Raw genomic sequence first — 14465 nt, forward strand, 5'->3', positions numbered from 1 at the left:
TCAGCTCCCGGCCCAAAATGCGTACTGAGCAACTCCGCATCCATTCCAGCGCGACGTCGGTCGAACCGTTGATCCTGTAGCGCGCACTTCATTATGCGCCCAGCCCTTACTCATCCGGAAAATGTTCCGGCGCAGCGCAACTTTTGATCAATCCAGCACCGGCAGCCTTGGGAATTCCCAAGGCATGCCATTAACTCATTGGAATAAACAAAGTGAAGTTCTCAATCATTGTGCCCAATCCCGACATCGCGTCGAACCGGGCCAACAACATCGGCGAACGAAGTACGGCAAACGATAATTCAACGAATAGCGGCGGTAAAGTGCCTACCTTGCCACCGCCGTCGGGATGCAATGCGCCACACGAAGAGACGATGTTTTGGATCTATGCGAGTAAATTGGATCAGAAGGATCCAGGGATTCCCCGCTTCTGGATAACAGATCCTAAAGGACTGAAGAAGAAACTCGAAGAATTCCGAAGTTGGCAAACGCTTGGATCCGTTCATTCCAGTCGTGCGACGGTGCTGCAGGATTTTCCCGAAGTCTTTGCGCCATTCTTCAAACACGGCTTTGGCGAATTGATCCGACCGGACCTGCTGGACAGTCTGCTGACCCCTGGCGCCCCCATTCCCGAATCACTGATGCCTGTGCTGTTGCACGGTATTGCCGACATGCTCGGCAAAAGCATCCATGTGGCCGACGTCGGGCTGGCAAACGACCTTCCGCCGAAGGAAGGCATACTCAAGGATGTGCTCCGTGTCTACCAACAGGGGGAGGATGAGGAGGCCCGCTTCTGGGCCACTGACAACGGTCCCACTCCGCCCAATGTAAGTTCCGATCCGGACGGATCGAGCATTTTCAGGGCATTAATCGCCGATGCACAAGGCTTACGCGATGACAAAGTGCGTCAGGAAGATATCAATCGCTTCCGTCAAGATATTTATGAGCACTTTTGCCACAACCATGGGCCTTATCAGGAAGCTTTTGCCAAGGCCTATGGAGAGCAGAAAGAAGTCGATGACGAATACTCCAGCCGGCCACAGCCTGAACCGGGCCTGAAGCAAAAAGCGACTGCCGTGATATTTTCGGGCTTGGCATTAGGCGCCCAATTCGAGCCGGTGCTTCGGCTCAAAGCGCAACGCATGCTCGAAGGCCAGCAGGTTACAGGGCCACAAACCACGACGGTAGCGCAAGGAAGAACCGCCATCTTCGAGCAACGCCTGCAAGAGGCGCGAGCATACGAGCAACAACATCAGGAGCCGCAGCCAGCGGCACAGACTCCCAACGAGCAAAGCAAGGGCTGGCAGGAGGCCGCAACCGAGGTTGCGAAGACCGCCTTGGTGGCCGGGGCTACCATGGCCCTGACTGGCAATCCAGTTATCGCGGCAGGGGCCGCGGTTCTATCGCAGATCGGCACCGCTGGTACCGCACAACCGGTCGAAAACGTGGTTGACGCACAAACCGACGAGGCCGGCGATGATGACGTGACCATTGAAACCGAACATGAGCCTGGCGAAATGCAGGGCGAGCACACCGGCCCGAAGGCAACTTACTCAGACTATATCGATTTCAAGCACGCCATCATTGACAATGCTTCTGCGTCAGCACGGCAGCGCCGCGAACTTGCTCCTAGCGACGCGACCGCGCAAACCAACGAACTGTTCTCAGTGCCGCTGGAAACCGTCCATGCCAACGAAACGGTTTTCCGAAACGACTTTGAAGCCTATTCGCGGCTGAATGCACCAGCACCGCGCGACCCGGTGCAATTGCAACGCGACGCGCAAACGCTGCTCGATCAGCACATCGCCGACACCGAAGCTGAAGTCCAGCGACTTCATGTTCAACGAGGCAGTGGCGAGCTACCACCACCATTCCAGGGATCGAATGCCACCGATGCCAGCAGTCTTGCTGCTAAGCTCGATCGGCTGCTCGAACTGGAGGTCCTGAAGCTGCGCTACACCACAACCCCAAGCAACCACCACCATCGCCACCGCAATGCACGTCTGCATGTACTCACCCATCAGCAGACGCATGGCGCGGCGAAAGCACTTCTTCAGACATTGCAAGCGGACTGGAAGCTGAAGACCGCAGGGGACGACAGCTTCATTCTCAGCCTTCTCGGAAAAAGTCCCGCCCAGTGGTTCAGGGAACATAAGGATCAGCTGAACGGAAAGACATGTGCCCAGGCCAAGGCGGCCATGCTGGCCAGTTGTGCAGGAGAGCTGCCGGTGGGCGAGCAGGGCAAGCTTGCCTTTACCCTCGCCCTCATTGACCAGCTCGATCCTACGCTTCGCCAAGTCCCGGAATCCGTACTGGAACAGATGCAATGGGCCGATGACAGGCATTTGAACTATCGGGTCGGCTATGCAGCATTGAGCGCCGCAAACATCCCGATCAGGTCTGAAAAGGAAATGGACGCAGCGGCGCAGACCATCATTACCCAATTCATGAACGATGATCTGGGCGCGTTGGGGCAGCATCACATGGCAAGCGACTTCGCGCTCCTGACCGGGGCCTACGGTGCGGAGGGAAAATCCGACGACACCGTCCTTGCCGACATCATGAAAGACTTCGAGCAACGTCCCAATGCCGTCCGCGATCAGAAACTTGCACAGATCCGGGCAGCCCTGGTTGACCCGCCTCCATCCCTGGCTGAGATTGCAGCGGTGTTCGGTGAACAGTATATCTCGGGACGGCCCGAAAGTGTCACCACCGTCAAATACCCGGTACGGCCCGTCAGTTTCGACAACCGCGTCGTCCGTAATGAGACCCTGCTGGACGCATTCGCCCATGGCAACCATTACAGCCGCGGTTCCGACGGTAACTCATATCGACAGCGAACTTTCCTGATCGAAGTGCCTCATGGCGGACTCGCCGCTCAAGGCCAGGAAGTCACCATCGACGGCGAGCGCATTTTTGCAGAATACGATCAGCGCGCAAGGGATTATTTCAAGACAGTCGAACGTGGTGCGCATGCGCAATTGGACTTGTTGTTCGGGCTTCATCGCCAGCCAGAAGCAATTCTCAAGCCACAAGTACAGATGGGATCGCACACCGTCAAATCGCCGGATAACATCATGATCGTGATGTTGCGCTCAGATGGCGCGAACCAGCCTCAGCCTTACAGGCTTGCGTTCGATGCCGGAAGGCACGCCTCGCTCACTCCCATGGCCGCAAGCATCGAGGACATCGCTGATCATGATCTGAACACTGTCGAGGATCAAGCCATGTTCTACGTAAAAAATCATCCCGCGGAGTTCTTCGAACGAGCGCCGGATCAGATTCGCAGCGGCACTTTCGGTATCGAGCGGCGTTTCCCCGGTACGCCGCATGAAGTGCGCAGGGAAGTGTTCTCCCAGCTTGGCTGGACCCAGAAACTCGAGGCACACAAACTCAATGCTGAGCGCAGCTTGCACGCCAAGCCCTACGTCGAGGGCTTGCCACTATACGGCTGCGTCAACAGAGTCCGCGACGCCTTTACCGACCCGCGTGTTCAAAATGAGCCCTATGAGTATCCTGTTGGCGCCCGACCGCCACGAACGACACCATCCAGCAGCTATGTCAATCCCTTCCCGACCGACGAGTTCATAATCGGTCTGCAGTGCGGTGGCGCAGTTGTGAGTATGTTGGGTGGCAAGCGCACGCTCATGAATAAGGCGGCAAAGTGGGGCAAGGCCGTTGGAAACTTGCACGGCGTCAAGTTCAAGAGCCTGAAGAGACCCAGGAAGGTCTTCGTGGATGCGCTGATGAAGGGGAAGAACGAGTTCCGTGACCGGCTGCGGGCCCATGGCCTCAGCACGGCCGATTCGAACGATCTAAGCGCGAAGCTGAATAGCGTGGGCTATGGACATGCGTTCCAGCGATTCCGGGATGCGAAAGAACTTGAGGCGCTCGCAAAGCTGACAACCGATGGGTCACGTCTCCGGGACGGCGCTGACCTGCCGCACGGGATGCTGATTACGGGATCGGATGGCAAGCGCTACCTGAAGGCAAGCGGCGGCCAGGAAGGCGGTATATTCTTTGATCCAGACCGGCGTAAATTCATGCGCCAGATTGGCGCCGCCGATGCTCCTCGCTTCGCCGAAGTTGACTTGCACACGCTCACCCTCAGGCCCGGTTCGTCCGGCTATCGGCAGCGCGAGCCCGATGCCGTCGCCATCGACCGTTTGGGACAGGCCAAGACCAGCTACTATGGCGACGGCACCGACGTACGCGTTCTGGATGGACCGGGCTTGCGCCGCGCCCGCCCGAACGAGGGAGAGGCTTATCGCAACTCAGATACCGTCTTGAAACGCGACACGCGCCGCCACGCAGACGGCATCATTCGCTACGTTGAGGACGGCGCTCCAACGTCGGAGAAGACCCACTACCGCCTGACCCAGCCCGATGGCTCGGACGTTGTGACGCCACCGGCCGGCAGCATCCATTCGTATAAAGTTCCGATGCTGCGCGCCATAGGCCCCGAAGGAGATGTGCTGCCTTTCCGCTGGGAGCGCGTGGCGGCCTTTTCCATCGGATCGAAAGAGATTCTCGTTGTCAAAATTGATGGCGCACTTTACCACCTCAAAAACAAAGAAGGGCGTCTGCATGCAGTCCACGCAAGTCCGCACACGGTCCAGGCTTATAACGAAATTTCCTGCGCGCCGCGCATCGGCAATGCGAGAACCAAGCGTGCGCCTGGTCAACAATTGCGTAGGCTATGCGACGCTGGTGCATATGATAAAGCTCAACTGGTAGAGGAATTACAACGCCAGAAAGCGGCATCGACTGACGAAAAAGAAAGGACGGAGATACAGCGCAATATCAACCATCTCGAGCAACACCATATTCAGAGAGGTACCGATGCCGAATTTGCAGAGCTGGATCAGCTCGTGAAGGAAAGGTACAACTCGGTCAAGACTGGCATTAATTGCCAAGAAATATTCAACGTTGAGAATCCGTCCGAACTGGTTAAGGTTGGAAGAAACAAGGTCAAAGGAAGGAACGTGGCGGCGTTCACGATGAACGCATTCGATGGAGAGTCGACGCTCGACTCTGCCACGGTTCAAGGTGTGACCGCCCAGCCACGCATATTGATCAGCGGATCGTATGCATTCAAGGATCAACTTGATTTGCTGCCAGGAGCAGGAAACCACGCCGGTGCCGTGTCCAACCTGGGAGCAATGAACGCGGCTGGTCGACCCAGGGAAGGCCAACAGCCGATCGTCATTCCCCGCGACGGCGACACCGAATACAAGGCTCTACCCAACATTGAAGCAAACATGAGGAAATTCATGGACAGCGTTGCTTCACTTGATAGCGCCTCGGTCAACAATCCAGAGAAAAAGCTTCGCATGGATATCAAGTTTCATACCGGACTTCCACCTTGTCTCTCATGTAGTTTTGCCATGGATGAATACATGCATGGGCTGAAGGAAAAGGTCGCGAAATGGAATCTCGAGAACCGCGGGCCCGGTCGCAATGGGATCCAGATTGACGTCAGCTTCAAGTACGGATTTGATCCGACCAAGACTGAGTGATGGTGATGAAGCGCGTGGACCAGCAGCGCGCTTCGCCCGCCGGAACTGGCCCCAAATGGGGCTTGACTTCGGCGGGCAAGCTCGCGATAAAGAAAGAAAACTGAAGGTTTCGAATTCAGAATGTATGGCGCAGACCGAGATTGAAGGCTCGGTCGCCACTGCCGTTGCCTGTGGCGTTGCCGACCGTGTAGCCTGCGCCGTTGCGATTCATCATATGGCCGTAGGCTGCATACACATCGGTGCGGCGCGACAGGTAATACCGGTAGCCAAGCGCCAGCTGCGTAGCATCCTGGCGGCCGATGGTGTTGTCGTGCTTTCGCAGCCAGGAAGCCATCCATATGCCTGCGCCCTGGGGAATGGACAGGCCCAGCATGATGCTGCGGCTGTCGTGGCTTGGCCCTGGCGGGACAGCATAGCCGAAGGAATTGGCACTGTCGCGCATCTGCGTGCTGTCCGGACCTTTGTCCCTGCCGACTGCAATATGGGTTTTCGCCACGCCAAAGTCATACACGGCAGCCAGCAGCGTGTTGCTGGCTGGCTCCTGGTCCGGCTCGGGCGCCGGGGCGGCCGGATTGCTGCGCCGATGGTGGCCCACGTGCACCGCCAGAGGCCCACTGGTATAGGAAAAAGCGCCACCGGCCGCGTGGCCGCCGCGCTGTTGGCCGCTTTTGTCACCGCTGGCATAAGCCAGTTCCACGTTCACCCCGTGCCATCTCGGCGAGGCGTACTTGACCGAACTTTCCATGGTACCGGCGAAGCCCATCAGGTTTTCGGTATCGCCCGCCATACCGGTGTCGAAAGGATCGGCGGCCGCCATGGCGAGGTACTGGGGCGTGAGCTGCAGCCCCAGCGTGACCGTGCCCAGCCGGCTTTCCAGGCCGACGTAAGCCTGGCGCCCAAACAGGCGGCCGCCCTGCCCCGCCTGGCCGGTATCGGCGCGAAAACCGCTTTCCAGCACAAAGACGGCGGCGCGGCCGCCGCCCAGATCTTCCCTGCCGCGCAGTCCAAAACGCGAGCCCGACTCGACGCCGCTGGTCAGCTTGGTAAGCGCCGCCTGTCCGCCGCTTTCATGCACCAGCGCCATGTCGATCACGCCATACAGTTCTACGCCCGTCCCGGCCGCCGCGGTCCCTGCCGATGCGCTGGCCGCCAGCGCTAGCATTACTTTCCTCATTGATTCGCTGCCTCATGAAATGGCCTGCGATGAGGCCGACGATCCGATGCTGCGCGAAGCGTCGCGCCGCTGCTGCAGCGCGCCGATTTCCCGGACCGAATGAAGCAGCGGCGGCGTTGCGTGCTTAGAACAGGACTCGCGCCAGGCCAGCTTTCTCGAACAGGTAATCGCGCGAAGCTTCCAGCTTGCGCGTCAACGAAGGCACATCGACGCCGACCAGCCGTCCCTGCCACTTGCGGATGCGGCCGGCCACCATCACGGTGTCGACGTTGCTGCGCTCCATCAAGGTCACCACCGCACCCGGCGCATGGTTGAGGGGGCTGACGTTCAAGGCTTCGCTGTCCAGCAGGATCAGGTCGGCCTGCTTACCAGGGCTCAGGCTGCCGGTTTGCGACGCCAGCCGGAGCGCCCGGGCGCCGCCAATGGTCGCCCACTGCAGCACTTCCCGTGCCGACACGGGAGCAAAGGTATGATCGCCTTCCAGTGCCAACTCGTTGACCAGGCCACGCTGCAGCGTCAGCGCGCATCGCATTTGCGTGAAGAAGTCGGCCGTCATGGTGCATTCCACATCCGAACTCAGGGATGGCATGATGCCTGCCGCCTGCGCGTGCAGCAGTGGCGGCGTGCCGTGGCGCATTGCCATTTCAATCGGCACCGCCAACGAGATGGCGGCACCGGCTTCGGCCACCGCTTTCCAGGCAGGCTGGTTGATACCGGTCATATGAATGATCAGGTTATCGTCCCGCAGCAGGCCGCGTGAAATCAGATCGTCCATCACAGCCTGCGATCCCATGCCGCCTACGCAGTGGAAGACTATCTGCAGGCCCAGTTCACGCGCGAGCTGCCAGGCGCGCTCCCATTCCGGCAGATAGACTTCGCCGCCCATCGCCAGCGTGACCTGGCTTTGCGTGCCGGCGAAGTATTCGCGCTGCAGGCGAAAAATGTCATGCGGGTACCTGCAAGCCAGGCCTTGCCCCTCAAAATACCCCAGGACAGCCCGCCGTCCGGCGTCGAGTAAAGCTGCTACGGCAGCGTCGGTATGTTCCGGCGAATGGTGGATCTGCGACACGTCGAGTACACTGGTGACCCCGGCATCGAGCTGGCTCAGCGAGCCATACAGCTCACTGATATACACATCTTCCGGGCGGTAGGCAGGCGCCAGCCGGCCCAGGATGCGCTCCATGTAGTTCGGGTATTCCGGCTGCGCCGGATCGCCGGACAGGATACCGTCGGCCAGGCTGCTGCGCAACGCCGTTTCAAACTGGTGGTGGTGGGTGTCGACGAAGCCCGGCACGACAATCTTGCCGCGTCCATCGATCGTTTGGACCGGGGCGCTGATACATTGCGCCAAACCGGATCCGATAGCGGCAATCGTGTCGCCGTCAATCAGGATGTCGGCACATGCGTAATCACCGATCTGGTTGTCCATGGTAAGGATGCAGGCGTCTTTGATCAAGACCTGGACGTGATCCTTGCCGCTGTCCTGCGGCATCGCTGCGGGCTGCGTTGGCGACCGCCCGGCTTCCGGCAGCCGCGCGAGCAAGATGGCGCCGGTCGCAGTTCGGCCATCGGCTTTCGAATGATGCTGGCACATTGGGGAATTCCTTTCTGGGTTGCAGTGTTCAACCTATCCTAGGCTGCGCATGCCGGACGGTGCCTGAGCAAGCTACTTTCCCGGACCGATTTACGGACTGCGATGGAACTTTCCCGCTGCTTGATCCACTACTTGACCCGCTGTTTGCCGAGCTTGCGAACCAGCGAACGGCGGTGCATGCCCAGCTGGCGCGCCGCCTCCGAGATGTTGTAGCCTGTCTCGGCCAGGACCGCATGGATATACTCCCATTCCAGGGTCTTGACAGAAGTGGCACGGCTACTGGCCGCAATGTCCGTAGTGCCGGCCACGTGGCCAAGTGCCGCTTCGATCTCATCGGTGTTGGAAGGCTTGGACAGGTACTGGATCGCGCCCAGCTTGATCGCTTCCACCGCCGTATTGATGCTGGCAAAGCCAGTCAATACTACGATGCGCATGGCGGGATCACGCCGGTGCAGCAGCTGCACGCAGGACAAGCCTGTCGCGTGGCCTTTCAGCTTGAGGTCGACCACGGCATAGGCAGGCGCATGGCACGCCAGCCGGTCGCAGACCTCGTCCAGGCTTTGCGCCAGCAGCACCTGGTAGCCGCGGCGTTCGAACGAACGCGCCAGCGTGCGCGCAAATGCGGCATCGTCTTCCACCAAAAGCAGGATGCGCCCGGCATCAGTTGTCATGGAGCTCCTCCAGCGTAATCGCCGCCAAAGGCAGGCGCAGGCAGACTTTGGCCCCGCCCCGGCCCAGATTGGCGGCCGCCAGCGTTCCGCCTAGCCTGCGCGCCACGTTCATGGCCAGGAATAGTCCCAGTCCACCGCCCTCGCGCCCTTTGCTGGAGTGGTATGGTTTGCCGAACTGGGCCAGCATTGCGGCAGTGAATCCAGGCCCCGCGTCTGTCACCCGCACTGCCAGCATTTCGCCGTCGATGCTTGCTTCCATGCGCAGCCATTGCGGCGAGGCTTCGAAAGCATTGTCCAGGAGATTGCAGATGGTCTGTTTTATGATGGAATCGGAAACGATACGCACATCGCGCCCGATCCGGTTGTCGAACTCGAAGTCCGCTACCGTCCTGGCGATGCGCCATTCCGCTGCCAGGCCGGACAGGAAGGCATTGATGGTGGTGGGTCTCGACAGCTCGCCACGCGTCTGGCCTGCGCAAAGCAGGATGCTGCTGACCGTCGTCTTGCAGCGTCGAAGCTGCGCTTCCATCTCGCCGAGCTCTGCGCGCAATGCACGATTGCTGCTGAATTCCGGCATCCGGCGCCAGTCGCCCAGAATGACCGCCATGGTCGCCAGCGGAGTGCCCAGTTCGTGCGCCGCGCCGGATGCAAGCAATCCCAAACGGACGACATGCTCCTCTTCTACCGCCTGCTGGCGCAGGTCGGCCAGCTTGCCGGCAGTGCGGCGCAGGTTGCAAATGATGCGGCCAGTAAACATCACCAGCAGTCCTGCGATGAGCACGAAGCACAGCAACACGCCTTGAATGTACAAGCTGAAGATGCCGGAGCCAAGGTCCGCCGGCAGCTCCAGCGGCCGCGAAAAGACCGCCAGCGCGGCCAGGCAGGCGGTGCTGGCGCCGACGACCAGCCAGCTCGAACGCTGGTCGAGCAGCAGCACGCTGAGCATCACCTGCAGCAGATACAGGAAGGCAAACGGATTGGAGATGCCCCCGCTCAGGTGCAATTGCACCGTCAGGCAGGCGACGTCGGCCAACAGTGCCCACAGCAGCTCGCCGTTCGAAACCGCGGCTTCGCCCCGACAGCGCAGCACGCTGGCAATATTGAAGACGGCCAGGCATCCGAGCACACTCAGCATGGCAGGCAGCGGCAGCGGCACGCCGCAGCTTACGCTGCAAACCATGATCGCCGCCCCCTGCCCCAGCGCAGCCAGCCAGCGCAGTGCAATCAACTGCCGCATGTTCTGCCGTCCGGAGGCGTGCAAGATGTTGCCGGCGACGGTGGATGCGGCACCGGCCGCGCCGTCCTCGCTCGCCAGGGAAGCCTTCATGGCGTATGGTGCATCATGCCATTGGTCATGCCTGGCATCATGTTGCTGTTCAGGTGATGCATGACCCAGAGCGAGCCACTGAGCATGATCGCCACCAGCACGAAGGTGAAGATGAGTGCCAGCAAGTTCCAGCCCCCTTCCGACCTGGCATTCATGTGCAGGAAGCACACCATGTGTACCACGATCTGTCCAACGGCCAGGCCAAGCAGGACATAGGCCGCCGTGCTGGAGTGGACGAACACATTGCCCATCACCAGCCAGAAGGAAACGGTGGTCATGATGGCAGCCAGTACGAAGCCGATGATGTATCCGCGCAGGCTGCCGTGCGCCGGATCGTGCTGCAGGTGTTCGCTCATGGCAGCACTCCCATCAGGTAGACAAAGGTGAACACGCCGACCCAGACCACATCGAGGAAGTGCCAGAACAGCGAAAGGCACATCAGGCGGCGCCGGTTCTCCGGCGACAGGCCATGCTTCTTCAGCTGGAACAGCAGCGTGACCAGCCACACGATGCCGAAGGCGACGTGCAGCCCATGGGTGCCGACCAGGGCAAAGAACGCGGTCAGGAAGCCGCTTTGCTGGGGCCCGGCGCCTTCCTGAACCAGGTGGATGAATTCAAACAGCTCGAAAAAGACGAAGGTTGCGCCAAGCACCCCGGTGATGGCCAGCCAGCCCATTACCTGCTTCAGCTTCTGCCTTTGCATCTCCAGCATGGCAAAGCCATAGGTGATCGATGACAGCAACAGCAGCGTGGTGTTGATGGCCACCAGCGGCAAGTCGAACAGTTCGGCCCCGGATGGCGCGTTCGCGTAGCTGCGTCCCAGCACCGCATACGCGGCGAACAGCACGGCGAAGATCAGGCAATCGCTCATCAGATATAGCCAGAAGCCCAGCATGGTCCCGTTCTGCGGATGATGATTGCGCACCAGGAAGCGCGCGCAAGGGTCGGCGGGCATCGCGCCCGCGACGATAGGATGATTGGTAGTCATAAGTTCAGGCGATTTTCAGGAGACGGGTACGCATTTCTTCCGTGTGCGCGACTTGATCCGCGGGAATGTAGTAGTCGCGCCGGTAGTTAAAGGTGTGGGCCACGATTGCCGCCAGCAGCACGGCAAAACACAGCCCGGCCGGCAGCCACATATGCCAGATCAGCGTGAAGCCGAGCGCGAAACTGAGCGCCGCCAGGATGAAGCCGGCGCGGGTATTCTTCGGCATATGGATCGCAGAAAATCCGGCCAGCGGACGCTGGAAGCCGTGCCTTTTCATATCAGTCCAGGCATCATTGTCGTGTACGCGCGGCGTGATGGCGAAGTTGTAATCCGGCGGCGGCGACGCGGTCGACCACTCCAGGGTACGGCCATCCCATGGATCGCCTGTGAGGTCGCGCAGCTGCTTGCGGCGCTTGAAGCTGACCGCAAACTGCACGGCCATCGCCGCAATGCCGACAGCGATCAGGACGGCGCCCACGGCAGCGACGATAAACCAGGGCTGCAGCGATGGATCGTCGAAGTGGCTCATGCGGCGCGTCACGCCCATCAGGCCCAGCACATACAGGGGCATGAAGGCCAGGTAGAAGCCGATCACCCAGCACCAGAACGAAACCTTGCCCCAGAAGGCGTCGAGCTGGTAGCCGAAGGCCTTTGGAAACCAGTAGTTGATGCCTGCGAACATGCCAAACAGGACGCCGCCGATGATCACATTGTGGAAGTGCGCGATCAGGAACAGCGAGTTGTGCAGCACGAAATCGGCCGGCGGAACCGCCAGCAGCACGCCGGTCATTCCGCCAATGACGAAAGTGATCATGAAGGCGACGGCCCACATCATCGGCAGCTCGAAGCGGATGCGGCCGCGATACATGGTGAACAGCCAGTTGAAGATCTTGGCGCCGGTCGGGATCGAAATGATCATCGTCGTAATGCCGAAGAAGGAATTGACGCTGGCGCCGGACCCCATGGTGAAGAAGTGGTGCAGCCACACCATGTAGGACAGGATCGTGATAACTACCGTCGCATACACCATCGATGTATAGCCGAACAGGCGCTTGCCGGAGAAGGTCGAGACGATTTCCGAGAAAATGCCGAAGCACGGCAGGATCAGGATGTAGACCTCGGGATGGCCCCAGATCCAGATCAGGTTCACGTACAGCATGGAATTGCCGCCAAGGTCATTGGTGAAGAAGTTGGTGCCGAACATACGGTCCAGGGTCAGCATGCCCAGCACGGCCGTCAGCACCGGGAAGGCGGCGACGATCAACACGTTGGTGCACAGCGCGGCCCAGGCAAAGACCGGCATCTTCATCAGCGTCATGCCGGGGGCGCGCAGCTTGACGATGGTGGCAATCAGGTTGATGCCCGACAGCAGCGTCCCGACGCCCGAGATCTGCAACGACCAGATGTAGTAGTCCACCCCGACATCGGGACTCGCCAGGATTCCGGACAAGGGCGGATAGGCCAGCCAGCCGGTGCGCGCGAACTCGCCCACGAACAGTGAAGTCATGGTCAGCATGCCGCCGAATGCAGTCATCCAGAACGAGAAGTTGTTCAGGAAGGGAAAGGCGACGTCGCGCGCACCGATCTGCATCGGCACCACGTAGTTCATCAGCCCCGTCACCAGCGGCATCGCGACGAAGAAGATCATGATCACGCCATGGGCCGTGAAAATCTGATCGTAGTGGTGCGGCGGAAGGTAGCCCAGGTTCTCGCCAAAGGCCATGGCTTGCTGCGCACGCATCATCAGCGCATCGGCAAAGCCGCGCAGCAGCATCACCAAGCCAAACACCATATACATGATGCCTACCTTTTTATGATCGACACTGGTGATCCAGTCGCGCCACAATGGCCCCCAAAGCCGGTAACGGGTCAGCAGGCCCAGGATGGCGGCGCCCGCGAGCGCCACCATGATGAAGGTACCCAGCAGAATCGGCTCGTGGATGGGAACCGCATCCCAGCCCAGCCTGCCAAATATCAATTGTTTCAGGTTAGCTTGTTCGTACATAGTCAGTTCTTTCTGGTTTTAGGGCTGGCGCACTCCACCCCGCTCGCGGCCTGGGTCAGGCGCTGCGCAGCGCGCTCCGCAGCCAGTTCGGCACTGCTGCGGTGGCGGGCGACCCGGGTCGCGTTTTCGGACATCATCTCGTTCATGCATACGGCGTTGCGGTCGACACAGCGGTTGACGATGGCGCTGTACAGGCCGTCCTCGACGGCGCCGTAATAGCGCACCTTGTCGCGCGTGCTGGGTTTTTCCAGCGCCGCATATGCGGCGCGGTCCAGCTGAACGGTACTGCGCTTGGCGCCTTGCACCCACTGCGCGAAGTCTTCGCCGCTCAAGCCATGGAACTTGAAGCGCATGCCCGAGAAACCGGCCCCGCTGTAATTGGAGGAAAAGCCGTCGTAGATGCCAGGCTTGTTGATCACGCCGTGCAACTGGGTTTCCATGCCGGGCATGGCGTAGATCTGTCCGGCCAGGGCAGGAATGAAGAAGGAGTTCATCACGCTCGATGCGCTGATCTTGAAATTGATCGGCACGTCGACCGGAGCCGCCAGCTCGTTCACGGTCGCGATGCCTTGCTCCGGATAGATGAACAGCCATTTCCAGTCCAGCGCCACCACTTGCACCTCCAGCGGCTTGACCGTAGCCGGCAGCGGGCGACGCGCATCCAGGCGCTGCAGCGGGCGATAGGGGTCGAGCGTGTGGGTAGCGATCCAGGTCAGCAGCCCCAGTACGATAATGATCAGCAGCGGACCGCCCCAGATCAACAGTTCCAGGACCGTCGAGTGATCCCAGTCCGGCGCATAACTGGCTGCGCTATTGCCCTTGCGGTAGCGCCAGGCAAACAGAACGGTCAAGGCGATGACCGGGACAATAATCAACAACATCAGCAAGGTGGACACCGCGATCAGGTGGCTTTGCTGAGCAGCGATGTCGCCCGAAGGCTTCATCACCACCGTATTGCAAGCGCCAAGTGCAGCCAGTGGCACCATGAAGAGCCCGCGAAGGAATAAGGAACGTAGCATACGAATAAGTCCTGTGTTGAATGGATTCGTGCTGCCACTCTATTCCTGCCCTGCGGTCCTGCACATTGGACACTTTGTCCGCTTCGTCGCGCAAACCTCGGACCGGATGACTGCCGCCAGGGCGCACACCGGTTTTCAACCCGAATTATTGCGAATTGGAAACTCAAAGCC

Annotated in this window: 9 protein-coding genes; 1 reads left to right on the forward strand and 8 read right to left on the reverse strand. The window is 60.0% G+C overall.

Going from position 1 to position 14465, the window contains the following annotated elements; genetic code table 11:
- Positions 1 to 212: 212 nt before the first annotated feature.
- Positions 213 to 5516 (forward strand): hypothetical protein, encoded by a 5304-nt coding sequence (locus ACN9MU_RS21205; RefSeq protein WP_426343420.1) that lies wholly within the window; start codon positions 213 to 215, stop codon positions 5514 to 5516.
- A 115-nt stretch (positions 5517 to 5631) separates the two neighbouring features.
- Here ACN9MU_RS21205 and ACN9MU_RS21210 read toward each other — a convergent pair whose 3' ends face one another.
- From ACN9MU_RS21210 to cyoA, 8 genes are all read right to left on the reverse strand, one after another.
- Positions 5632 to 6690, reverse strand: a complete 1059-nt coding sequence (locus ACN9MU_RS21210) for a porin (protein WP_426343421.1) — start codon at positions 6688 to 6690, stop codon at positions 5632 to 5634.
- Positions 6691 to 6814: 124 nt separating this feature from the next.
- Positions 6815 to 8284 carry an amidohydrolase family protein gene (locus ACN9MU_RS21215; protein ID WP_426162423.1) on the reverse strand — a complete coding sequence of 490 codons (1470 nt, stop codon included), beginning with the start codon at positions 8282 to 8284 and terminating at the stop codon, positions 6815 to 6817.
- 128 nt (positions 8285 to 8412) lie between these two features.
- Entirely contained in the window at positions 8413 to 8955 is a 543-nt protein-coding gene (locus ACN9MU_RS21220) for a response regulator transcription factor (protein ID WP_426336069.1), read from the reverse strand.
- Positions 8945 to 10282 carry an ATP-binding protein gene (locus ACN9MU_RS21225; RefSeq protein ID WP_426343422.1) on the reverse strand — a complete coding sequence of 446 codons (1338 nt, stop codon included), beginning with the start codon at positions 10280 to 10282 and terminating at the stop codon, positions 8945 to 8947. The genes ACN9MU_RS21220 and ACN9MU_RS21225 overlap by 11 nt, the downstream gene beginning before the upstream one ends.
- Positions 10279 to 10638 (reverse strand): cytochrome o ubiquinol oxidase subunit IV, encoded by a 360-nt coding sequence (gene cyoD / locus ACN9MU_RS21230; protein ID WP_426343423.1) that lies wholly within the window; start codon positions 10636 to 10638, stop codon positions 10279 to 10281. Before cyoD ends, ACN9MU_RS21225 begins: the two co-directional genes overlap by 4 nt.
- Positions 10635 to 11237, reverse strand: coding sequence for a cytochrome o ubiquinol oxidase subunit III (cyoC, locus tag ACN9MU_RS21235; protein WP_426172259.1), 603 nt, complete (start codon positions 11235 to 11237; stop codon positions 10635 to 10637). Before cyoC ends, cyoD begins: the two co-directional genes overlap by 4 nt.
- 37 nt (positions 11238 to 11274) lie before the next feature.
- Positions 11275 to 13275, reverse strand: coding sequence for a cytochrome o ubiquinol oxidase subunit I (cyoB, locus tag ACN9MU_RS21240; protein WP_426336072.1), 2001 nt, complete (start codon positions 13273 to 13275; stop codon positions 11275 to 11277).
- A gap of 2 nt (positions 13276 to 13277) precedes the next feature.
- A complete protein-coding gene (gene cyoA, locus ACN9MU_RS21245; RefSeq protein ID WP_426343424.1) occupies positions 13278 to 14294 on the reverse strand; it encodes a ubiquinol oxidase subunit II in 1017 nt (338 codons plus the stop codon).
- Positions 14295 to 14465: the final 171 nt, after the last annotated feature.

This window comes from Pseudoduganella sp. R-32 (assembly GCF_049913245.1).
GTDB lineage: Bacteria > Pseudomonadota > Gammaproteobacteria > Burkholderiales > Burkholderiaceae_D > Rugamonas.